Below are 22,114 nucleotides of genomic sequence, written 5' to 3'. Positions count from 1 at the left end.
TGCGGCCATGCGCGTTCACCCCCTCACGTCGGGGCGGCGGGACGCCTTCTAGGCTGGCCCGCTGCCCCCGGACGGGCACGGGGCCCGGGCCCGCCGGGGGCGGGAACCGGCCGAACCGGACTCAGGGCCTCAGTTGGACCGCCAGCGACATCGTGTAGCCGACGAGCGCGGCGAAGAAGCAGACCGCGGTGGCGTGCCGCGCGGTGAAGGGCAGCCCGGACAGCGAGGGGAAGAGCAGGACGGCGGTGCCCGCGGCCAGGTCGGCGATGTAGAGGCCGCCGGGCGGGACCACCCCGGTGGAGCGGGCGGCCCAGCCGGTGGCCACCAGGAAGCCGGTGAGCAGGATGAACCCCGAGAGCAGCCCGGAGCCGATGCTGGCCAGGGCGGGGTGCGGCTCGGGCGGATCCTCGCCCTCGGGGAGGGCGGGGCGCAGCCGGTGGGCGACGGCGAGTGCGGTCATCGCGACCGTCACGGCCGCGACGGCGCTGAGCAGGGGGCCAGGGTTCACCTGCGGCTCCTGGAGGTCGGGGGGTGGTGGCCGAGGACCGCGGCCAGCGCGGCCGGGACCAGCACGGCGAGGATCATGACGGTGGCCCAGACGGTCGGTTCGAGGGCGGGCGGCGCGAGCCCGCCGGCCGGGGGCGGGGGCGCGGCGACGACCGCGACCGTCGCGGACGGGCTCGGGGGCGGGGCGAGGACCGGAGCGGGAGGCGGGGCGGGAGCCGGGGCGGGAACCGGCCGCGGGGTCGGGGTGACGGTGGCCACGGTCGCCGGGGCGACCGCCGGGTGCCGCGCGGCGGCGGTCTCCGCGGCCGCCGGTCCGGGCACGGCGGACCGGGTCGGGGCGGGCGGCGTCGGGGCGGCCGACACCGGGGTGGCCGACATCGGGACCGGCGGCACGGGCTGGGCGGATCCCGGAGCCGACGGCGCGGGCGAAGGCGGGTGCCCCGGTCCCGGACAGTGGATCGGCGGCAGGTGGCTGAACGGCGGCACCGGCGGCTCGGGCGGCACCGGCGGCACGGGCGGCACGGGAAGCACCGGAGGCCAGAACGATGGCGGCGAAGGGGGCGAAGGGAGCGAAGGAGGCCAGGGCAGCGGAGCGGGCACGAGGGCGGAAGGGGCCGGCGCCGACGGCCGGGGCGGCCCCTGCACCGGAGGGTGCGCCTCCGCGGCGGCGGGCGGACGCGGGTGCGCCGCGCCGGTGGCGTGGTCCATCGCCCGATTGTCGGAGCGCCGCCCCCTCCGGCGGCAGCCCCTGACGCCCGCTCACCCCGGCTCCGGCGCCCAAACCCATCCCACCGGTGAACCCACCACCCCCGTACCGCAAACGAACGACCGATGACGGGCCATCTGTTCGCCGGTCACCGCTCACCCGCCGACGCACCCTCGTGCGGCGTGTAAGCGTCGTGGCATACTCCGGGGCATGACGACTTCCACCCCTGCGACCAGGGCCCTGCGGGCCGCGGTGTTCACCGCGCTCGCCGTGCCGCTGTCCGCGCTGGGCCAGGTCGTCATCACCGGTCGTCCGCTGCCGCTCGCCCTGGTCGCCGCCGCGACCGTCGTCGTCTTCCTGGTCGCGACCGCGCTGGCCGGCCAGGAGCGGCGGCTGCTGCACATCTCCGCTGTGCTGGTCCCGGTCGAGCTGCTGCTCAACACCACCTTCAACCTGGGCCAGGCCGGCTGCGGCCCGGTCCTGGGCGCCGGACACGCCCCCGCCCGCGGGATGAACCTGCTGGTCTGCGGCGGCGGTTCGGTGGACGGCTCGCTGTTCTCGGGGCCCCTGGGGCACACCGGGCCGGTCGCGCCCGCCGCCACCCAGCTACTGGTCCTGCTGGCCCATCTGCTGGTCGCGCTGGCCGCCGCCGTCTGGCTGCGGCTGGGCGACGCCGCCCTGTCCGGTCTGGCCCGTGCGCTGCGCGCCCTGCGCCACGCGGTCGCGGCCCCGCTGCGGGCGCTGCTCCTGCTGCTGGCGCCGGTACCGCTGCGGCCGGTGCGGCGGGTGCCGCTGCCGGTCTCGGACCGCCCCCGGCCGCTCCGCGAGGCCGTGGTGCTCAGCCCGGCGCCGCGACGCGGTCCGCCGGCCTTCGCGCCTGCCTGCTGACACCCCCGTCCGGCTTCACGCCGGTCCGTAGGGCTCCCGGCCCGCGGCCCCCGCCGGCCGGGCCGGCCCCGGGCCACCGCCCGGCGCCCGCAGGCAGCGCGCCGACTCCCGAGCCCACCGACCCGGCCCCCTCGTGCCCGCGGCCTTCCGTGCCGCGCCGAGGCGGCCACCCAGGAAGCGCATGTCGCGCGCCGTGTCCAGGAGTTGACCCACCATGGCCCAGCCCACCGAACAGCCCGCCCGTAAGCAGTCCCAGCGCGTCAGCGCCCGCGAGCGGATCCAGGAGGCGCAGCTGCGCGAGCGCGCCGCCGCCAAGCGCCGGCAGCGGATCGTCGTCGGCGTCTCGATCGTCGCCGTCCTCGCCCTGGCCGGCGGTACCGCGCTGGCGATCAACGCGGCCGGCGGCGACGACCCGTCCAGCGCGTCCGCCGCCGCCGACCCGACCGCGCTGGTCGTCCCGGCCAACACCACCGGCCCCGACGGCACCGTGATCGTGTACGGCAAGCCGGACGCCGCCCACACCCTCCAGGTGTTCGAGGACTTCCGCTGCCCGGTCTGCAAGAGCTTCGAGGCGACCAACGGCGACACCGTCAGGAAGCTGGCGGACGACGGCACCGTCAGGGTGGAGTACCACCTGGCGGCGTTCCTCGACAAGAACCTCGGCGGCAAGGGCTCGCGCACCGCGCTCGCCGCCGTCGGCGCGGCGCTCAACGAGGGCGTCGACAAGTTCAAGCAGTTCCACGACGTGCTGTACGCCAACCAGCCCGACGAGCGCGAGGACGGCTTCGGCGACGTCAACCACCTGCTGGACCTGGCCGGCCAGGTGCCCGGTCTGAAGACGGACGCCTTCGTCAAGGCGGTGACCGACCGCACCTACGCCCCGTGGGCGAAGAAGGTCGCGGACGCCTTCAACGACAGCGGGGTGACGGGCACGCCGACGGTCAAGCTGGACGGCAAGCCGATCACCCTGTTCAGCGGGAACCGCGCCACCACGCCGGAGCAGTTCACCGCCCAGGTGAAGCAGGCCGCGGGCTTGCAGTGAGCACCACCGGCCCGGCCGACCACCCGGCCGGGCCGGCCCTTCACACCCACCGGAGTGCTCCGCGATGACCGCCCCGACTGCCGTGAACCCGCCCCGCTCCCGCTCCGCCGCCTCCTCCCCGCCGCACGGCACGCCGATCGGCGCCGGCCGGGCGTTCGCCCTGTTCGTGTTCCTCGGCGGACTCCTCGGCCTCGCCGCCTCGGCCGTCCTGACCTTCGACAAGCTCCGCATCCTGGAGAACCCGTCCTACGTCCCCAGTTGCAACATCAACCCGGTGATCAGCTGCGGGTCGGTGATGCGCACCGAGCAGGCGGAGGTCTTCGGCTTCCCGAACCCGCTGCTCGGCCTGGCCGCCTTCGGTGCCGTCGCCGCGGTCGGCGCCGGGCTGCTGGCCGGCGCCGCCTACCGGCGCTGGTTCTGGCTGGCCCTGCAGGCCGGCACCCTGGCCGGCGTGGTCTTCGTGCACTGGCTGATCGACCAGGCGCTGTACGACATCGGCGCGCTCTGCCCGTACTGCGTGGTGGTCTGGGCCACGGTGGTGCCGCTCTGCTGGTACACCACCCTGCACAACCTGCGCTCCGGGGTGGTACCCGTCGGCCCCCGGCTGCGACCGGTGGTCCGCGAGGCCGCCCGCTACCACTGGGCCCTGCCGGCGCTGTGGGCCGCGGTGATCGCCCTGCTGGTCCTCAACCGGTTCTGGTCCTACTGGAGCACCCTGCTCTGACGCCCCCCGGAGAACGCCCCCGCCCCGAGAACGACGTCGGCCTCCAGGACCCGTGGGGGGTCCTGGAGGCCGACGTCGGGTACCGGCCCCCGGACGGGGGCCCGCGCTCAGGAGGCGCGGTGGAACCGCTGGGGAAGCGTCCCCTTGCGCCACAGCTGGTCGAGGCGCTCGAAGAAGCCGTCGGAATCGGCGGAGACCACGCGCCGCTCGTCCGCGGTCATCCGGGCGAACGGGTCGTCGAACGCGAGCTTCTTCGGCTTGGCGCCGACGGAGCTGCACATCCGGCGGCACGCGTGGCACCACGTCCGCCAGAACAGCACCGGGCGGCCCGCCCTGCTGCCCTCGTAGACGTAGCTGCGCACCGCGACCTTCCGGCAGACCGGGCACTCCTTCTCCGACTGGTCGTCGACGAAGTTCGGCTGGGTCGCCAGCTGACGGATCTCACTGTCGATGTAGGACTTCATTCCGGTGCTCCCACTGCTCTCCTACTTCCTCCCCTTCGTCCGGCGGAGGTACTCGGCGTAGCGCTTGTCCGCGTAGGCCTCGGCCTGGGCCTCCATGTCGGGCAGGTGGCCGTTCTTGTGATGGTAGAGCTCGTGGAGGATCGTCCTGAGGGCCGTCTCCATGTCCCGCAGCCCCTCCGTACTGATCTCGATCAGCGGGAGCTTGTTCGGCCCGACGACGGCGACCCGCAGCGCGTTCCCGTTGCCCTTCCCGGTGAAGGGGCTGCTGCCGAGGGCGACGGAGTTGGGGTGCTCGATCTTCGGGACGTGGACGATGTCGTACCCCTTGACGCTCATCCCGGCCCGGCCGAGGGCGATGCGCACCGACTTGATGCTGACGCCGGTCCGGGCCGCCGCCTCGGACCCCCCGCCGGTCGCGGCGGCGGAGGTGCCGCCTCCGCCCGGCGTGCCGCCGGTGCCGGTGGGCGTGTCTCCGGTCGCGGCGGGCTCCCCGCCGCCGCCGTCGCCGGAGCCCTTCCCGCCCTCGGGCGCCTTGTCGGCCTTGCCCCCGCCGCCGGGTTCGCCGGGCTCCTTGCCGGTGCCCGACTTCGGGTTGCTGGGGCCCTCCGTCTTCGGTGTGGTGGGCGCGGGTTCCGCCTGCGGGGCGGTCGTGGTCGGCAGGTCGCCGTCCACGAACTTCCGGACCGCGCTGATGAAGCCGTCGCCCTCCGACATCGCGAGCTTGATGGCCTTGGCGCTCTTGAAGCCCCAGATGGTGCCCTTGACGAGGCCGACGCCGTCGATGGCCAGCGAGCCGATGGTGCCGGTCCACTGACCGGCGACGTAGGCGGTGGAGCTGGAGTCGGTGTCGAACAGCTCGGCCAGCGGGTCGTCGTCGACGTAACCGGTGTGGCCCAGCTTGTACGGGGTGTCGTTCTCGTAGTCGAAGATCTCGTTGAAGACCTCGTTGTCCCCGTTGTAGCAGTCCGCGGCGGCGTTCCACCCGTCCGAGAGGGTGTTGACGCTCCACTGCCACGGGTCGCCGACGACGGAGTCGCCGACGCCGGTGAAGAAGCCCCCGACGTCGTCGAGGCTCCACCACAGACCGGTCGGGTCGCTGCCCGAGACCGGGTTGTTCGCGGCGTAGGTGTAGCCGCCCATCTGGTTGGGATCGCCGGCCTCGAAGACCGGGTCCACCGACAGGAAGCGGCCGAGCACCGGGTCGTACTGGCGGGCGCCGAGGAGGTCCAGGCCGGTCGTCGGATCGGCCGGCTTGCCCAGGAAGCCGTGGTTGTCCGCCCAGGAGGCCGGGGCGGGACCGCGCTGGTTGCCGTACGGGTCGTAGGCCCGGCGGGTGATCGCCAGCGTCTTGGCGTCGACCTGGAGCTGGGCGGTGCCCTGCGGATTGGTCGGCTGGTAGCTGATGGTGCCGTTGCTCGCCCGGACGATGGTCGTGCCGTCGGGGCAGCTGTAGTACCGCAGGGCGCTGACGGCCTTGGTGGCCTTGTCGAGGGTGAGCTGCTCCGTGCCGCCGAACAGGTAGAGCGTGGTGCTGGTGGGCCCGCGCTGCAGGAGCAGCGCGCCGTCGGCGTCGTAGAGGTAGGTGGTCTCCTTCCCGTCGGTGGTGATGCCGGAGGTCGCGCCCTCGGCGTCGTAGCTGATGACCTGGTCGAGCGGCGCCGCTCCGGTGCCGACCCGCCTGGTGGTGTTGCCCGCGTTGTCGTACGTCGGGGTGAGCGTGCTGGTGCCGGTCGTCGGGTTCGAGGTGACGATCCCGGTCGCCGCGTTCGGCCGGGTGGCCGGCGTCGCGCCGGCCACCGGGTAGCTGCTGGACTGCGTGGTGTCCTTGGCCGCGTTGCCGGTCACGTCGTGCTTGACCTGGAGCGTGCGGTCACCGAGCAGGTCGTACTGCCAGTCGGTCCAGTACGGGGCCGGGCCGCCGATGGTCGAGGGACCGGGCGTACTGGTCTTGCAGGCGGCGAGCTGCCCGGCCGTCGGGCTGGTGATCCCCTTCGTGTCGGTCCAGGCGGTGGTCAGCCGGCGCAGTGCGTCGTAGCTGAAGCACTGGGTGTCGGTGACCCGGTCGGCACCGCCCGAGGACTGGGTCTCGGAGACGGTGGTGAGGTTGCCCACCTGGTCGTAGCCGTAGGTGGTGTCGGAGATCGGGTTGACGGTGTTGTTCTGCAGGGTGACCCGGTTGGTGGCCAGCCGGCCGGTGACCTGGTCGTAGGTCTGCGCGGTGCGCAGCTGCTTGGTCGGGGTGCCGATGGTGGTCTGCAGGACCTGGCCGAGCGGGCTGTAGCTGGTGGTGTTGACGTAGGGGGTGGTCGGCGAGCCCATGGAGACCAGGCCGCCCTGGAGGTTGTAGCCGAAGCCGACGGTCTCCTCGGCCAGACCGCCGGCGGCCCCGAAGGTCGTCGAGCCGAGCAGGCCGACGGTGTCGGTGTAGCTCGCGGCCGTGGTGTACGTGCCGGCGAGCTTGCCCTCGCCCACCGGGACGGTCACCGTGCTGCCGGTCGGCTGGTACGCGGTCGTGTACCCGTCGATCCGGGTGACGTAGGCGTCGCCGGCGCGGCCGTTGACGTACCGCGTCGTGGCGTCGGGGTAGCCCTTGGCCTTGGCGTCGAAGCTCCACTCGGCGAGCAGCTTCGTCTGGTCGGTGGTGCTGGTCCCCGCGTACTTCGCGGTGGTGCGGCCCATGCCGTCGTAGACGTACGACAGCCACTGGCCCCGGCCGTCCCGCGCCCTGGCGAGCCGGCCGAGGTCGTCGTACTCCTTGACCGAGGTGCCGCTGTCGGGGTCGGTCTGCGACACCAGCTGACCGCGCAGGTCGTAGGTGTAGCTCCAGACGTTGCCGGCGGTGTCCTTGACCGACGCGACGTCGCCCCTGGCGTCGAAGGTGTAGCTGGTGGTGACGTCGGCGCTGCCGACGGCGCCGGCGGGCCCGGTGGACCAGACGACCGCGTTGGACGCGTTGGACACCGCGACCACGCCGTCGCCCCGGACCATGAGGTAGGCGCCGGTGGCACCGGTCGTGCCGCTCCTCCAGAGCCGCGCCGTCCTGGTCGCGTTCTGGACCACGAAGTCGCCGTCGGCCTGCATGACCGCCACGGCGCCCGGGTTGCCGGACGTGCCCGAGGACCAGAGCGTCCGGCCGTCGGCGAGCCCGGTCAGCACCAGGTTCCCGTCCGCCCGCATCGCCAGCCGGACGCTCTTGGACACCACCGACGTGCCCGAGGCGATCACCGTGCCGGCGGTCAGCTTCCGGTCGGGAGTGTCGTCGTGCACGACGGTCGAGGTGGTGCGGCCGAGGCCGTCGGTGTAGGTCGTCGTGCGCGCCGCACCGACCGTGGTGTCGACGCGGTCGGCACCCGGGTAGGACGTGCCGGACTGCCACAGGGTGCTGGCGAACGAGACCTGCTGGACCGAGACCGGCCTGCCCTGTCCGTCGTAGGCGGTCCTGGTCACCGACGGGCCGGTGTTGTTGGTCTCCGCCCACATGCCGGTGCCCGCCTCGTGCGCGGCGTCGGTGTAGGGGGCGATGTTGGAGACGGCCCAGCCGTGCGAGTCGTAGAAGCTCGACGACACGAGGCGCCCGGCGGAGTTGTCCGCGGTCGTGGTCTGGCTCTGCCGCGGCCTCAGCAGCCCGTCGTAGTAGGTGACGGACTTGTTGTACGAGCCGTTCTCGCGCAGGGTCTCGGTGGTGACGGCGGAGGGGTCCGGCTTGTCGCCGGCCCCGTGCACGTCGTAGCCGAACTTGCGGTCGGGGCTCTGGGTCGCCTTGCTGCGGCCCGGCGTCCACACCTTGGTGCGGCGGCCGAGCGCGTCGAACTCGACATCGGTGATCCGGCCGTTGACGTCGACGGCGTGCGTGACGGCGCCGCGCGCCACCGAGATCGTGCTGGTGGCCACCCAGCCCAACGGGTTCCTGGTCGACAGCGAGTCCGGGAGGACCCCGTCGGCCGGGAGGTAGGCGGTCGTGGTCGCGGCACCCACCGCGTCCACCGTCTTGGTGACGCGGCCGTACTTGTCGTACTCCAGCCCGCCGAGCGACTGGTAGGACGGCTGCCCGGGGGCGGTGTACGACTTGATGGACTGGGTGCCGGTCACCAGCCCGAGCGAGCTGCCGTTGCGGCCGAGCACGCCGTAGGCGGCCGGGTCCGGCACTCCGGCGGCGCCGTCGTAGAAGAAGCGCTTGCCGTAGAGCGTGGTGGTCCCGCCGGGTGTGGTGCCGCACGGCCCGGCGACGGTGAGGACCTCGCTCGGGTAGATCAGCATCATCGGATTGGCGGCGGGCGCCGGGGCGTAGCCGGTGGTGGTGCAGGTCTGCTGCCCCGAGGCCGCCAGGTCGCCCTTCTCGTCGACCTGGTGGACCCGGCCGAGGTCGTCCATGGTGGTCACGGTCTGCACGGTCCGCCACGAGCCGTCGGACAGCAGGCCCAGCGAACGGGCCGAGGTCGAACGGACCTGGTGGGCCTTCAGGTCGGGGAGCGTGGACAGCTTCGCGGGTGCGGGGTCCTCCGAGGTCCAGGCCGTCCGGGCGGCACTGGCGGTCTCGGCGACCGTCGGCGGGTCGGCCAGCGTCTTGGCGACGACGCTGCCGCCGGCCTTGGTGAAGGTCTGCGTCTCGTAGGGGGCACCGGCCGACCAGGGGTTGTCGGTGATCTCCTCGTTGAGCGAGTTCCGCACCTTGGCGGTGCGCCTGGTCCCGTCCGCCTTGTAGTCGCCGTCCATGCCCTGGAGGTAGGAGACGACGCTCTGGGTGATCGGGTCCGGCGCGGCGCCGGTGGTGGTGGTGACGGTGCGGTAGCCCCGGAACTGGTTCCAGGTGCGGTGCTGGTCGTCGGTCAGGTCGGAATCGTCACGGTGCCAGGCGGCGCCGTCGCTGTAGGCGTAGTTGGTCACCTTGGCCGGCGAGCCGGCCTTGGTCCGGTCGCTGTCGGTGACCTGGGCGACCAGGGTCTTGTGGAACCAGTCCTCGATCGGGTCCTTCCCGCCGGGCGTCGTCCACCAGACCGGGTAGCAGGCCATGGTGTTGGCGTCGGCCGAGGCCGGCATGGTGTTCTTCTCGCGCGAGCACTCCGGCGCCCGGTAGGTGACCGCGACGGATTCGCCGGTCTCGGTCTGGATGCTGGAGACGCGCGGGTGGAACAGCGGCGGGGCGGCCGGAGAGAGGCCGTCGACCCGGTTGTCCATCTCGATGCCGGTGAAGGTGACCGGGTCGAGGGTGAGCGGGCCACCGCCGCCGGCGGAGGTGTCCCGGCCGGTGTGGACGATCTCGGAGAGCCACATCACGGACTGCAGCGCGCCGGCGTTCGTCGGGTCCTGGGTCTTGCCGGTGACCGGGTCGTAGGTGCCGCCGGCGTCGGAGAAGACCTGCTTCAGCTCGAAGCTGTCGACGTCCTGCCAGCCGGAGCCGGTACGGACCTTGGTGTCCACCGACTTCAGCCGGAAGGTCGACCAGAAGGTCGGTCCGCCGGTGAGGCAGACCCCGTCGGTGTCGTCGTCCTCGACCTTGTTCTTGTCGGTGGCGAGGCAGGTCAGGTCGTACGGTGTGTCCGGCCAGTTGGTCGCGGTGTCCCGCGACAGGTTGTCGAGGGTGCAGACGCTGTCGGAGGTCGTGCAGCGCTGCGCCGCGTTGAACACGACCTTGGCGGCGGGCTCGCGGCCGGCCTGCGCGTCCGTCAGCTGGTAGCCGTAGGAGATCTGGGTGAGGCGGCCGCCCCGGGTGTACTGGGTGAGGGTGCCGCCCTTGTCGTCCTTGGCGACCTGGCCGTAGCCCATGTTGTAGTAGTTGGACTCGGTCGACCAGTCGTAGCGCTGGACGTTGCCGTGCGGGTCCACGGCGAAGTCGAGGTTGAACCGGTAGCCGACCGGCTGGTCGCACCGCGAGTCATTGCCGTCGGCGGAGTCGTGGCACGGGTCCTCCGCCTTCGGGTGGTAGACCGGCACGCCCCAGGCGCTGTTGGTCGCCGTGTCCGACGTGGTGCCCGGCGCGTGGTTCAGGCCCAGGTAGTACGCGGTGCCGTCGGTGGTGGTGACCTTGAAGTACTCACCCTGCCAGAGGCCGTTGGTGGCCCCGGTCAGCCGCTCGATCCTCGTGCCGTCGTCGTTCTGCAGCCGGTAGCCGCCCGAGGGGTCCCGGAGCAGCTCGCCGGTGTGCGAGCCGAGCGAGATCGTGGCGTTCCAGCCGCCCCAGCACTCGTCCCCGGAGTCCTCGATGCCCTGGTCCTTGCACGCCTTGTAGGAGCGCTCGATGAAGCCCGGGCTGTAGCCCCAGCCGTCACCGATCCACGAGGACTGCGAGTTGCGGGCCGAGGTCTCGCCGTCCACCGACTGCGAGTCGTAGGCGAGGGTGACCGCGGGCGCGGCGCCGCCGAGCGACGGCGGCACGGTGATCGGGTAGGCGTAGGTGAACGCGCCGGAGGCGGAGGCCGTCCAGGCACCCGAGGCGGACAGCGAGGTCGCCCCGTAGTCGCCCTGCGAGCCGCCGGAGCCGGCGACCGCCGCGACCGCCATGGTGGCGCCGGCCGAGCGCGCGGCCGACGACGCGGCGGCGAAGCCGCTCGTACCGGTCCGCACGTCGGAGGCGACCGCGACCGTACCCGACAGCGTCCGGGCCCGCGGGTCGTTGGTGAACTCGATCGGCGTCTGCCGGCGGCACTCCGCGCGCTGCGGCGTCGTCAGTGCACAGCCCGGCAGCGCGACCAGCCGCAGCCGGGAGGCCCAACCGCCGCCGTACGCCTGCTCGATGGAGCTGTAGTCGAGCGACACCGAGACGCCGCCCACCCCCGGCCTGCCGTCACCGCGGGCCAGTCCGACCAGGAGCCCGTCGACGCCGGCGGCCTTGGCGCCGCTCCGGTCGGCCAGCCGGACCTCGACCGAGGAGAGCGGCGCGACCGGGGCGACCGGGGCGATCAGGCGCCCGGACCGCGGGCCGAGCGCCGAGGTCGGGACGGCGGACACCGAGACCGGGGTACCGCCCGCCTTCAGGCGCCCGGTGGCCGGCGAACCGCCGAGGTCGACGGTGGCGGTGGAGCCGCCGGGCCAGCGGGCCGCCTCCGGGGTGTGCGTCCGGAGCTCCCGGGCGCCCTTCGGAACGGCCGGCTTCAGGGCGGGGCGCGCCGCGCCCACCGGCCCCCCGGGCACCTTCGGTTGCTGGGGGAGCGGGTCGGCCGACCATATCTCGCCGGTGTAGCGGTAGGGGCCTACGAGGACGTCGGTGGCCACCGCCAGCGGCGTCGCCAGCGAGAACGCGGCAACCGTCGCCATCGCGACCGTCCCCCGCCTCGCCCATCCCCTCCCCCGGGCAGCACGAGACCATCGCACTTTCGCGCGCATCGTGAATCATCCCCCTATTAACAGTTTTGGACGGCCCCGGGGCTGATGCACCATCACGCGATCCCGCCCCTGGCCAGGGCGAACCGTATTGCCACACACGCATCACCGGCAATACCCTTCCCCGGCAGTCACATCGCTCACAACAATCACACCCGACCCAGGGGTTTCGACGGGTCAGGTGTCCGATGCCTGCGATGTGGCCAAATCCACTGCCCGCCAGGGGGGTTGTGAATCCCCCCGCGAAACGGTCGCGGGCACCAGACACATTCGAAGGATCTTTCGTGGGGGAAAACACCCGCGTCCCACGCGGTGGGACGCGATCGCCAGGACGTCGGCTCGCGCTGACGGCGGCGCTCGCCGGCCTGATACTCGGCACCGCCGGCCCGGCCCTGGCCGACGACCGGCCCGCGGACCGGCCCGCCGTCTCCGACTCACCGATGAGGGCGGCCTCCGAACGCGCGAAGAAGGAGCGGAAGCCGGTCGCGGTCGAGGAGTTGACCTCCGAGACGACCCAGACGGTGGCCAACGCGGACGGCACCTTCACGCTGACCGACCACGTCCAGCCGGTCCGGGTGAAGCGCGACGGCTCCTGGTCGGCCGTGGACGCGACCCTGGGGAGGAACGGCGACGGCACCTTCTCGCCGAAGGCCACCCCGGCCGGGCTGGCCCTCTCCGGCGGCGGCTCCGGCCCGCTGGCCACGCTCACCGACGCCAAGGGCCGCCGGCTCTCCGTCACCTTCCCGGTCGCCCTGCCCGCTCCGGCCGTCACGGGGGACAGCGCGACCTACGGCAACGTCCTGCCCGGCGTCGACCTGCGGGTCATCGCCAACGACCAGGGCGGCCTGCGCGAGGTCCTGGTCGTCCACGACGCCACGGCCGCCGCCGACCCGGCGCTGAAGTCCCTGAAGCTCGCGGTCGCCCCCAGCGACGGGCTGACCGTGGCCGCCGACGAGAACGGCTCCGTCACCGCGCGGACCACCGACGGGACGACGGCGTTCACCGCGCCGACCCCGGTCATGTGGGACTCCTCGACCACCGCCGGTACGGTCGCGGCGCGGCCCGCCCAGGCACCCGCGCCGGCGGCGCGCAAGGGCGAGCTCAGGTCAGCCCGCGTCGACGAGGCGCCGCCCGCCGCGCCCGCCCCCACCCGCTCCACCGAACGCGAGCCCGGCACCGGCGCGCAGCTCAAGCGGATCGCCGTGACGGCCGAGCCCGGCGCACTGACCCTGGTACCCGACGCCGGGTTGCTGACCGGCCCGGACACCGTGTGGCCGCTGTACATCGACCCCTCGGTCAGCCCGGTGACCAACGGCACCAGCCACTACGCCACGGTCCGGGAGGGCTGCCCCGGCATCGTCGCCTACGACGAGCCGCAGGACAACGGCCAGGGAGCCGGCTACCAGCACTGGAACGACTGCCAGGGCCTGTACCGGTCCTTCTACCAGATCGACACCAGCAACCTGACCGGTGACATGGTGGTCTCCCGGTCGGAGTTCCACATCACCGAGACCTACGGTGCGTCCTTCGACTGCAACCACACCGCGCCGGTGTCCCTGGCCACCGTCAGCGAGCTCGCGACCGACACCAAGTGGTCCAAGCAGCCCTGGGTGACCGGCGACGGGTGGCTCGGCGGCGCGCAGTACCCGAAGAGCTCCAACATCTCGAACCACTGCGGCAACCACGAGGCCGTGTTCAACGTCACCGGCCAGATGCAGAAGCTCGTCGGCCACAACTCCAACTGGACCGTCGGCATCTTCGGCAACGAGACCAAGTCGTCGGGCAACAACGACTTCATGCGGTTCAACACCAATCCGTACGTGGTCACGGTGTTCGACATCGCGCCCAACGCCCCCGACATGATCAGCGTCAGTCCGCAGCCGCACAGCCCGGACGGCAACGGCTGCGACGGCGTGAACATCGGCTGGATCGGCAACTCCGGCACCACCGGCAGCGCCTCCAACATCACCCTGAACGCCCGGCTCTCCACCAAGATGAGCGGTGTCAACCTCCAGGCCATGGCGCACGTCTGGGACAACATGTCCAACGACGGCGGTGGCAACCCGGCCAGCAAGTCCTGGCCGTGGAGCGCGTCGGTGAGCAACTGGGGCACCGTCTACGACAACGTCGGCTTCACCGTCGAGGACGGCCACCAGTACGGCTGGAACATGATCGCCAGCGACGGCACCCTGACCGGCCCCAGCTCCCCGTACTGCTACTTCAACGTCGACCTGACCCCGCCGAGCATCCCGACGGTCGCCGACAACGCGGCCTTCCCGCCGCTCGGCAGCGACAGGACGCCCACCGGCCACGCCGGCGCCACCGGGGCCAAGGTGCGGGTCACCGCCAACGACCCGGTGCCGGGCGGCTGCACCCGCGGCAGCTGCGTCAGCAGCGGGATCGACCGGTTCGAGTACTCACTGGACGCCAACATCCCCGGCGGCGGCCCGTCCGTCCCCGCCGTCCAGGCGGCCGGCGGCACCGCGACCGCGGACGTCCCGATCAGTGTGAGCAGCGCCCAGTGGGGCACCCACACGCTGTTCGTGCGGGCCGTCGACAAGGCCGGCAACACCCAGGGCACCGTCGCCCAGTACAGCTTCTTCGCCCCGTTCGACCCCAGCGCCAAGGTGGCCCCGGGCGACCTGAACGGCGACGGGGTCCCGGACCTCGCCGCCACCACGACCGCCGGCGACCTGGTGCGCGTCCCGGGCGGCGGCTCCACCGAGGACCTCGAAACCATCTCCACCCCGGCGACCAGCCCGGACGGCACCGGCTGGAACAACTACCTGGTCACCCACCGCGGCACCCTCACCGCGGCCATGGCCGACGACCTGTTCGCCTATCAGAAGACGACCCACAAGCTGTACCTGTACCAGAACGACGCCAACACGGCGGGCGGCACCACGGGCCACTTCACGCTGACCCAGAACGTCGTCCCCCTCAACAACTCCGCGGGCTGCCCCGCCAAGGGCTCGGACGGCACCTGGAACAAGGTCACCCAGATCCTGGCACCCGGCAAGCTCGCCCAGATGGCCGACGTACCGGACCTGGTGACGGTCGACAACGCGGAGCTCTGGTACTTCCCGGGCACCTACCAGGCGGGCTGCAACCTCGCCGCGGGCGTGAAGATCGGCACCGGTGACTGGTCCCGCACCACCCTGCTCGCACCGGGCACGGTGAACGGCGTCCCCACCCTGTGGGCCCGCGAGAACGCCACCGGCGCCGTCAGCAGCTTCCCGCTGACCTTCGACGGCAACGGCGTCCCGACCACCCGGATCACCGCTCCGACCAGGGCCCCGCTGACCTCCGGCGTGCTCGACACCGCCGGAAAGAACATGTGCCTGGACATCAACGGCTCGAACACCGCCAACGGCACACCGGCGCAGATGTACAGCTGCAACACCACCGACGCGCAGAGCGCCGCCCTCGGCACCGACAGCAGCGTCCACCTGCTGGGCAAGTGCCTCGACGTGAGCCGCGGCGGCCTCGACAACGGCAGCCCGGTCCAGCTCTGGGACTGCAACGGCACCGGCGCCCAGAAGTGGGTCCCCGGTCCGTTCGCCGGCTCGCTGCTCAACCCGCAGTCCGGCCGGTGCCTGGCCGACCCCGCGGCGTCCAACACGCCCAAGACCCAGCTGATCCTCTGGGACTGCCTGACCGACCACGCCGAGCAGGTCTGGGCCGCGACCACCACGGGCAAGGCCCTGCCGCCGGCCCAGCCGGTCCTCCCGACCGGCCTCGGCGACCGGCTGGCCCCGACCGTGGCCTCCCCCGGTGACGTCGACGGCGACGGCAACCCCGACCTGTACGGGACGTCCGCCACCGGCACCGTCACCCGGCTCCCGGGCGCCCGGACGCCGGCCGCCCAGGCGGCCGACCGCTGGAGGCTGGCCGACACCAGCGACAGCCGGCGGGCCAACGACCTGACCGTGGCCGGCGGAGCGGCGATCGGCCCCGACGCCACCCGGGGCACGGTCCTGAACCTGCCCGGCGGCACCGGCTACGCGGTCAGTGCCACCGGCTCCGTCGACACGCGCAAGAGCTACACCGTCTCCGCCTGGGTCAAGCCCGGCGACCTGGCCAACACCTCCGTGTTCGTCAGCCAGGGCGGCACCAACAACGTCGGCCTCCAGCTGTACTACTCCGCCTGGGCGCACGCCTTCGCGTTCGGCCGCAACGTCGACGACTCGGCCGTCGACACCTTCAACGCCGTCTACGGCCCGACCACCGGCGGCCTCAGCCCCAGGCTCAACACCTGGACCCACCTGACCGGGGTCTACGACGCCGGTGCCAAGCAGCTCCAGCTCTTCGTCAACGGCGCCGCGGCCGGTGCCGCGGCCTACGCCGGCACCGAGTGGAACGCCACCGGGCCGGTCCAGATCGGCCGGCGGGTCCTGGCCGGCGGGTACGCCCAGTACGCGACCGGCGCGGTCGGCGACGTCGTGATCGTCCCGTCCGCGCTGCCTGCCACCGCCGCCGCGGCGCTGGCCACCGACACCGCCCAGTTCGACGCCCCGGTGCTGCTCGGCGACGTCCACCGGCCCACCGACCGGTGGAGGCTCACGAACTCCGCCGACGAGATCCGGCCGGCCAACAGCCTCACCGTCTCGGGCTCGGCCTCGTTCGTCAACGACACCACCCGCGGCACCGTCCTCGGCCTGTCCGGCGCCACCGACGCGCTGGCCACCACCGGCGGCCCGGTCGTCGACACCGCCAGGAGCTACTCCGTCTCGGCCTGGGCCTACCTGACCGGGACGAACGACTACGCGACCGTGGCGGCCCAGTCGGGCACCAGCGTGAGCGCCTTCTACCTGCAGTACTCGAAGGCCTTCAACGCCTGGACGTTCGTCTCGCCGTCCGGCGACTCGACCGGACCGGCCTCCTACCCGGCCGCGTTCGCGAGCACGCCGCCGGCCCTCAACACCTGGACCCACCTGGTCGCCACCTACGACGCGCCCGGCCAGACCATGAGCCTGTACGTCAACGGCAAGCTCGCGGCCACCGCCGTCAACTCCACTCCGTGGGCCTCCACCGGCCCTCTGACCATCGGCTCGGCCAAGAACGGGAACAGCTTCCCCGGCCGGATCAGCGACGTCCAGACCTGGACCAGCGCGCTCTCCCCGGCCGCCGTCGCCTCGCTCGACTCGGAGCAGCCCGTGCTGACCCAGCTCGTCTGACCCGGCTCGTCCGACCCAGCTCGTCCGACCCGCCGGGCCGGTCCATGACGTCGGCCTCCGGGACCCGCCAACGGTCCCGGAGGCCGACGTCGTGCTGTGTGGCGCCCTGCGGACGGCTAGCCGAAGACCGCCCGGCGGAAGGCGTTGCGCAGGTCGGTGAGGGGCTGGGTCTCGCGGCTGTAGTGCACCTTGTTGGTGAGCAGCAGCGCCCAGCGGCCGAGCCGGCGGGAGACCCAGATCCCGGTGCCGGTGAAGCCGTAGTGGACGAAGGTGCCGTCGGCGGGGTCGGTGCCGGGGGCGCAGAGCCAGGACAGGCCGCGCGCGGGGGCGAGTCCGCCGGTCTGTTCGCGCAGCGACTCGGCGGTCCAGGGCCCGGCCCAGGGCAGCGCGGCCGGCGGGTCGAGCAGGGCGGTGAGGAAGCGTTCGAGGTCGCGGGCGGTGGAGAAGGCGCCCGCGTTGCCGCAGACGCCGCCGAGCAGCCGAGCCGACGGGTCGTGCACCACCCCGCGCAGCGGGGCGCCGACGGCCCGGTCGTACTCGGTGGGTGCGGTGCGGGCGGCCGACGCCGGGCCGAGCGGGCCGAAGCGGGTGTCGGTCATGCCGAGCGGGCGCCAGACCTGCCGTTCGGCGAGCGCGTCGAGCGGGGCGCCGGCCAGGTCCTCGACCAGGTGGCCCAGCAGCACGGCGGCACGGTCGGTGTACTCGACGGCGGTCCCCGGCGGGCGGTGCAGCGGGGCGGCGACGACGCCGGCCCGGATCGCCGCCCGGTCCCGGCCGTAGCGCTGCTCGAACTCCGTGCGCGGCGGCAGTCCCGCCGTGTGGGCGAGGAGTTGACGGACCGTCACCAGACCCGTCGGCTGCCCCGCGGCCGGCGGCCAGTAGTCGCCGAGCGGGCGGTCGAGCGGGAGCCGGCCGGCCTGCCGGAGCGCGCCCGCGCACGGCCAGAGGGCGACGATCTTCGTGAGGCTGGCGAGGTCGAAGAGCGTGTCGGGCCCCATCTCCAGCCCCTCGTACGGGCCTTGGCCGAGCACCCCGACGGAGCCCCGGCCCCGCCCGCCGGCGGCGTCGCCGACGGCCCAGACGCCGCCCGTGCCGACCCGGCGTAGCCCCGCCTCCACCAATCGCTCCAACTCCCCACCGGGGGCGCCGAGCACGGCCGGCGGGTCGGGGGCCGCGGCCCGTACCGGCTGCTCGTCCACGCCTGCCCCCGCCCGCTCGGCCACCGGTCCGCCCGGAGCCTACCCAGCGGGCGGGCGGTCAGACGGCGGGCACGCCGCCGAACTCCTTGCCGAGGCAGATGCTCTGCGGGTGGTCGCGGTAGATGCCGAACTTCTGGATCGGGTCGTAGCCCTCGGATCCGTAGAGCGCGACCGCCTCGGGCTGCTCGGTGCCGGTCTCCAGCACGAACCTGGTCCGGCCGGCCTCGGCGGCGGTCTGCTCCAGGCGGCGCAGCACCGTCCGCGCGAGGCCCCGCCCGCGGGCCCGGGGGACGACGAACATCCGCTTCAGCTCGGCGTCGCCGTCGCGCAGGCCGTGCGGGCCGGCCTGCTTGGCGCGCCAGCCGCCGCAGGCCACCGGCCGGCCGTCGAGGTAGGCGATCAGGAACAGACCGGCCGGCGCCTCGAAGTCGTCGGGGTGCAGCTCGGTGAGGTCGCCCTCGCCGTAGCGGCGGACGTACTCCTCCTGCACCTCCGCCGAGAGGCGCTGGGCGTCCGGGTGGCCGTAGCCGGTGACGCGGATCTCGATGATGTCGCCCTTGCCGTCCCGCAGCTCGGCGGTCCCCGTGATGCTCTCCATGGTTGAAAAGACTACGACCTCGGGTCAGCGGCCCTCGAACCGGGCGACCAGCTCCTCCTTGCCGAACATCCGGGCGGTGTCGACGGCGGACGGCGTACCGGCCGTCGGGTCGGCGCCGCCCGCCAGCAGGGCGGTCAGCACGTCCTCGGCGCCCTTGAAGACGGCGCCGGCCAGCGGGGTCTGGCCGCGGTCGTTGGCCCGGTTCGGGTCGGCGCCGCGCGCCACCAGGGCGGTGACGGTGGCGGCGTGCCCGTGGTACGCGGCGAGCATCAGCAGGGTGTCGCCGCGGTCGTTGGTCAGGTTGGCGGGCGCGCCGGCGTCGACGTAGGCGGCGAGGGTGTCGGTGTCACCGGCCCGGGCCGCGTCGAAGAGCTTCCCGGCCAGCTCGATCACCTCGGAGTCCGGGGCGTCGGCGGGCTGCTGGCTGGCGGCGTCGGTCATGGCGGGCCTCTCCTGGGCGTTCTCGGGCACCCCGGGCCTCGCCCGGGAGCTTCTCGGTCTGTCGGTCGCGCGTACCGCACCGTAGCGGCCCGGTGCGCGGACGATCCAGCGCGCGTCCGGACTTCGGACGCCGGCCGGACCGCGGCATTCCCCCACACGACACACGGGCGGGAAGGTTTCGCCGCCGTTCGAGCGAACTTCCCGGTCCCCCCGGTGCCTTCCCGGCCACCCGCCGGGAATGCCTCGCCGCGCCGGTACACGGGGCCGCCGGGCCCCGTTCCGGGCGGTTCGCATACCTCCCCCCGGCGCCCATCCGGGTATTGGCCGAGAAGACCACCCATTTGCACCGTTCCATCATCTATTACTTTTTGTCACGATTAAGGCACATTCCGTGACACTGTCCCTGTCCCCCTCCCCGAGGAGCAGAGCGTGATCCTCTCGATTTCCGGCATCGTCCTGTTCGGCACCATCGCCTTTCTCTTCTTCCGCAGGGACGGACTAAAGGTCTCCCACGCGATCGTCTGCGCCCTGCTCGGCTTCTACATCGCCGGTTCCTCGATCGCTCCGAGCATCACCGCGGGCGGCGCCAGCCTGGCCAGCCTGCTCGGCGGCCTCAAGTTCTAGCGCGGCCACTCCCCCGTACGGGCCCGGGCGCGGATCCCACCGCCCCCGGGCCCCGTCGTACACCCGACGCCGACCCCCTGAACCCGACCGTCCCACTCGCCCGGGGAGCCAAGGAATGCCGCTCAACCGCCACTTCAGCAAGGGCCGCGACCTCGCCCGCACGGCCGGCGACCACGCCTCCGACATGTTCGCGCCGCTGACCGTCATCGGGCGCGGGATGCGCCACCACGTCGCCTGGGCCAAGAGCCGCTGGCAGGCGACCCCGAAGGACCGGCGCGGACCGACGGTCTTCCTGGTCGCCGCCATGCTGCTCGGCATCTACCTGCTGCCGCACGGGCTGCTGTTCGCCCTGGTGGCCCTGATGGCCAGCGCCGCCTGGAACGGCCGCTCCCCCAAGGCCCCGGCGGGCCCGCCCGAGCCGGACGTCGTCGACGTCAAGCTCACCGCCCTGTACGCCGCGCTGACCCCGTACCTGGCCTCACCGGACGACCTCAGCCCGCTCTACCACCACGAGGGCGGCTACAAGGACGTCTTCGGCTCCTGGGAGTTCGACGCCGAGGGGCGGCTCTCCCGGCTGGAGCTGGTCTACCCGGCCTACTTCACCGACACCGAGCCCGCCGCCCGGGCCCGGATCGAGCAGGTCGTGCAGGGCAAGGCCGGCCGTGCCCGGGAGTACCGCTTCGACTGGGACGAGGAGTCCAACCGGCTGCGGATCGCCGCCCTGGCCCCGCTGCCCACGGACATCGCGGCCCAGCGCTTCGTGACCACCCCCGGCGAGATCGTGCTGGGCTTCACCGACGAGGCCGGCAGCGCCCGGACCATCCCGGTGGGCCAGGGCGGCGCCGTCACCCAGCAGCCGCCGGTGGTCTGGCGCACCGGCCCCCGCTCGGGCGAGCCGCACCTGCTGGCGCTCGGCGTGACCCGCTACGGCACCTCCAGCCTGATCCGGTCGATCGCGCTCCAGGCGCTGCCCCACGGAGACCTGGTGGTGATCGACGGCGCCGGCACCGGCGAGCACGCCTGCCTGGTCAGCCGGCCCGGCGTGCACACCGTGGAGACCAGCCTGCACGGCGCGCTGGCCGCGCTGGAGTGGGTCGCCCAGGAGACCGAGCGCCGGCTGACCGCGCTGAACGCCGCCCGGCACGCGGGGGCGGCCGCGCCCGAGGACGTCACCCGGCCGCTCTGGCTGCTGCTCGACCACCCGACCGAGCTGAGCGAGCTGGCCCACGCCGAGGGCCGGCCGGACCCGCAGGACCTGCTGGAGCTCCCGCTGCGGCACGGCCGGGCCGCCCGGGTCACCGTCGTGTTCGCCGACGACATCGAGGCCCGGGACCGGATCACCCCGACCGTGCGGGCCACCACCCGGGCCCGCGTCCTGCTCGGCCCGACCGGCCCCGAGGAGTCCTACGGCACGCTCGGCGCGCCGCTGGACATCGTGCCCGCCGCGCACGCCCCGGCCGGCCGCGGCTACGCCCGGATCGGCACCGGCACACCGGTCCGCCTCCAGGTGCCGGCCACCGTCGACCCGCTGGACGAGGAGGCCCCGGCCCAGCTGCGCGAGGCGGTGATCGCCCTGCTCCCGCACCGCGACACCCGGACCGAGGCGGCCGCTCCGGTCGACGTCCCGCCGCGCCCGGCCGGCCCGCCGCCGGTACCGGTGGCCGAGCCGGTCCAGCAGCCGCAGGCGGTCGACCTGGGCAAGGAGCACGCGCCCCTGCGGTTCCGTCCACTGGCCTGAAAGGGGCCCGCCGGGGCGGGGCGGCGTAGGGCGGCGGATCCCGTCCCGGTACGCTCGTGGTGGAAAGGCCGACCGATCACCAGATGTGAAATAGGTGACACCTGGGGTGATATCCACGGCCAGATGTGACAAATCGGGCGCCGGTGGGTACAAACAGGGGCGGCACGACAGACGACGCATGTCCCGGGACGGGAATCTTCGTCGGAAGCCGAGCGTTGACCGAACGACGAAGAACAGCGACCACTAGTCCTGTGGGCCATAAGCCCGGGAGGCACGATTCATGAGCGAGCGAGCTCTCCGCGGCACGCGACTCGGGGCCACTAGCTACGAGACCGACCGTGGTATCGATCTGGCTCCCCGCCAGACCGTCGAGTACGCATGTCAGAACGGACACCGATTCGAGGTTCCTTTCTCGGTCGAGGCGGAGATCCCCTCGGCCTGGGAATGCCGCTTCTGCGGCCAGGAGGCAGTACTCCTCGACGGTGACGAGCCTGAGGAGAAGAAGACCAAGCCCACGCGTACCCATTGGGACATGCTGATGGAGCGCCGCACGCGCGAGGAGCTGGAGGAGGTGCTGGCCGAGCGGCTGGCCGTACTCCGCTCCGGAGGGATGAACCTCGCGGTACACCCGCGGGACACCCGCAAGAGCGCCTGACCCGTTTCCCGCCCCGGCGGGAGCACGCGAAAAG

At 73.2% G+C, this 22,114-nt stretch carries 14 protein-coding genes; 7 read left to right on the top strand and 7 right to left on the bottom strand.

From position 1 onward, the window contains the following. Positions 1-121: 121 nt before the first annotated feature. Both ACIF6L_RS23535 and ACIF6L_RS23530 read right to left on the bottom strand, forming a co-directional pair. On the bottom strand, positions 122-508 hold the full coding sequence (locus ACIF6L_RS23535) for a hypothetical protein (RefSeq protein WP_329486498.1): 387 nt from the start codon (positions 506-508) through the stop codon (positions 122-124). Then, positions 505-900: a hypothetical protein gene (locus ACIF6L_RS23530; RefSeq protein WP_396486685.1), complete on the bottom strand. Its 396-nt coding sequence runs from the start codon at positions 898-900 to the stop codon at positions 505-507. Before ACIF6L_RS23530 ends, ACIF6L_RS23535 begins: the two co-directional genes overlap by 4 nt. 523 nt (positions 901-1,423) lie before the next feature. Here ACIF6L_RS23530 and ACIF6L_RS23525 point away from each other — a divergent pair. The 3 genes from ACIF6L_RS23525 to ACIF6L_RS23515 all read left to right on the top strand — a co-directional run bounded on the left by ACIF6L_RS23525 (position 1,424) and on the right by ACIF6L_RS23515 (position 3,867). Beyond that, positions 1,424-2,101 carry a hypothetical protein gene (locus ACIF6L_RS23525; RefSeq protein WP_359809691.1) on the top strand — a complete coding sequence of 226 codons (678 nt, stop codon included), beginning with the start codon at positions 1,424-1,426 and terminating at the stop codon, positions 2,099-2,101. Between the two features lie 214 nt (positions 2,102-2,315). Next, positions 2,316-3,143, top strand: coding sequence for a thioredoxin domain-containing protein (locus tag ACIF6L_RS23520; protein WP_329486501.1), 828 nt, complete (start codon positions 2,316-2,318; stop codon positions 3,141-3,143). A 64-nt stretch (positions 3,144-3,207) separates the two neighbouring features. After that, positions 3,208-3,867, top strand: a complete 660-nt coding sequence (locus tag ACIF6L_RS23515) for a vitamin K epoxide reductase family protein (protein ID WP_359833837.1) — start codon at positions 3,208-3,210, stop codon at positions 3,865-3,867. A 107-nt stretch (positions 3,868-3,974) separates the two neighbouring features. Here the strand turns inward: ACIF6L_RS23515 and ACIF6L_RS23510 are convergent, their stop codons facing one another. Together ACIF6L_RS23510 and ACIF6L_RS23505 are read right to left on the bottom strand one after the other, a co-directional pair. Then, on the bottom strand, positions 3,975-4,331 hold the full coding sequence (locus ACIF6L_RS23510) for a hypothetical protein (RefSeq protein ID WP_359833838.1): 357 nt from the start codon (positions 4,329-4,331) through the stop codon (positions 3,975-3,977). 21 nt (positions 4,332-4,352) lie between these two features. Then, positions 4,353-11,582 (bottom strand): RHS repeat domain-containing protein, encoded by a 7,230-nt coding sequence (locus ACIF6L_RS23505; RefSeq protein ID WP_396486686.1) that lies wholly within the window; start codon positions 11,580-11,582, stop codon positions 4,353-4,355. Between the two features lie 350 nt (positions 11,583-11,932). Here ACIF6L_RS23505 and ACIF6L_RS23500 point away from each other — a divergent pair, with 350 nt between their 5' ends. Beyond that, complete coding sequence (locus ACIF6L_RS23500; protein WP_396486687.1) at positions 11,933-16,825, top strand: LamG-like jellyroll fold domain-containing protein; 4,893 nt, start codon at positions 11,933-11,935, stop codon at positions 16,823-16,825. Between the two features lie 116 nt (positions 16,826-16,941). On the opposite strand, the gene ACIF6L_RS23495 is transcribed toward ACIF6L_RS23500, so the two are convergent. The 3 genes from ACIF6L_RS23495 to ACIF6L_RS23485 are packed head-to-tail and all read right to left on the bottom strand — an operon-like array spanning position 16,942 to position 19,063. Beyond that, positions 16,942-18,024 carry a serine hydrolase domain-containing protein gene (locus ACIF6L_RS23495; protein WP_396486688.1) on the bottom strand — a complete coding sequence of 361 codons (1,083 nt, stop codon included), beginning with the start codon at positions 18,022-18,024 and terminating at the stop codon, positions 16,942-16,944. Between the two features lie 58 nt (positions 18,025-18,082). Continuing rightward, complete coding sequence (locus ACIF6L_RS23490; protein ID WP_329486508.1) at positions 18,083-18,622, bottom strand: GNAT family N-acetyltransferase; 540 nt, start codon at positions 18,620-18,622, stop codon at positions 18,083-18,085. Positions 18,623-18,646: 24 nt separating this feature from the next. Then, positions 18,647-19,063 carry an ankyrin repeat domain-containing protein gene (locus ACIF6L_RS23485; RefSeq protein ID WP_329486509.1) on the bottom strand — a complete coding sequence of 139 codons (417 nt, stop codon included), beginning with the start codon at positions 19,061-19,063 and terminating at the stop codon, positions 18,647-18,649. A 429-nt stretch (positions 19,064-19,492) separates the two neighbouring features. Between ACIF6L_RS23485 and ACIF6L_RS23480 the strand changes: the two genes are divergently transcribed. From ACIF6L_RS23480 to ACIF6L_RS23470, 3 genes are all read left to right on the top strand, one after another. Further along, entirely contained in the window at positions 19,493-19,687 is a 195-nt protein-coding gene (locus ACIF6L_RS23480; protein WP_327674940.1) for a hypothetical protein, read from the top strand. 115 nt (positions 19,688-19,802) lie between these two features. Beyond that, on the top strand, positions 19,803-21,425 hold the full coding sequence (locus ACIF6L_RS23475) for a hypothetical protein (protein WP_359809678.1): 1,623 nt from the start codon (positions 19,803-19,805) through the stop codon (positions 21,423-21,425). Between the two features lie 280 nt (positions 21,426-21,705). Then, complete coding sequence (locus ACIF6L_RS23470; RefSeq protein ID WP_030396357.1) at positions 21,706-22,080, top strand: RNA polymerase-binding protein RbpA; 375 nt, start codon at positions 21,706-21,708, stop codon at positions 22,078-22,080. Positions 22,081-22,114 lie beyond the last annotated feature (34 nt).

The organism is Kitasatospora sp. NPDC086009, assembly GCF_044540385.1.
Classification (GTDB): Bacteria; Actinomycetota; Actinomycetes; order Streptomycetales; family Streptomycetaceae; genus Kitasatospora.
This window is presented reverse-complemented; position numbering and strand designations above follow the sequence as displayed.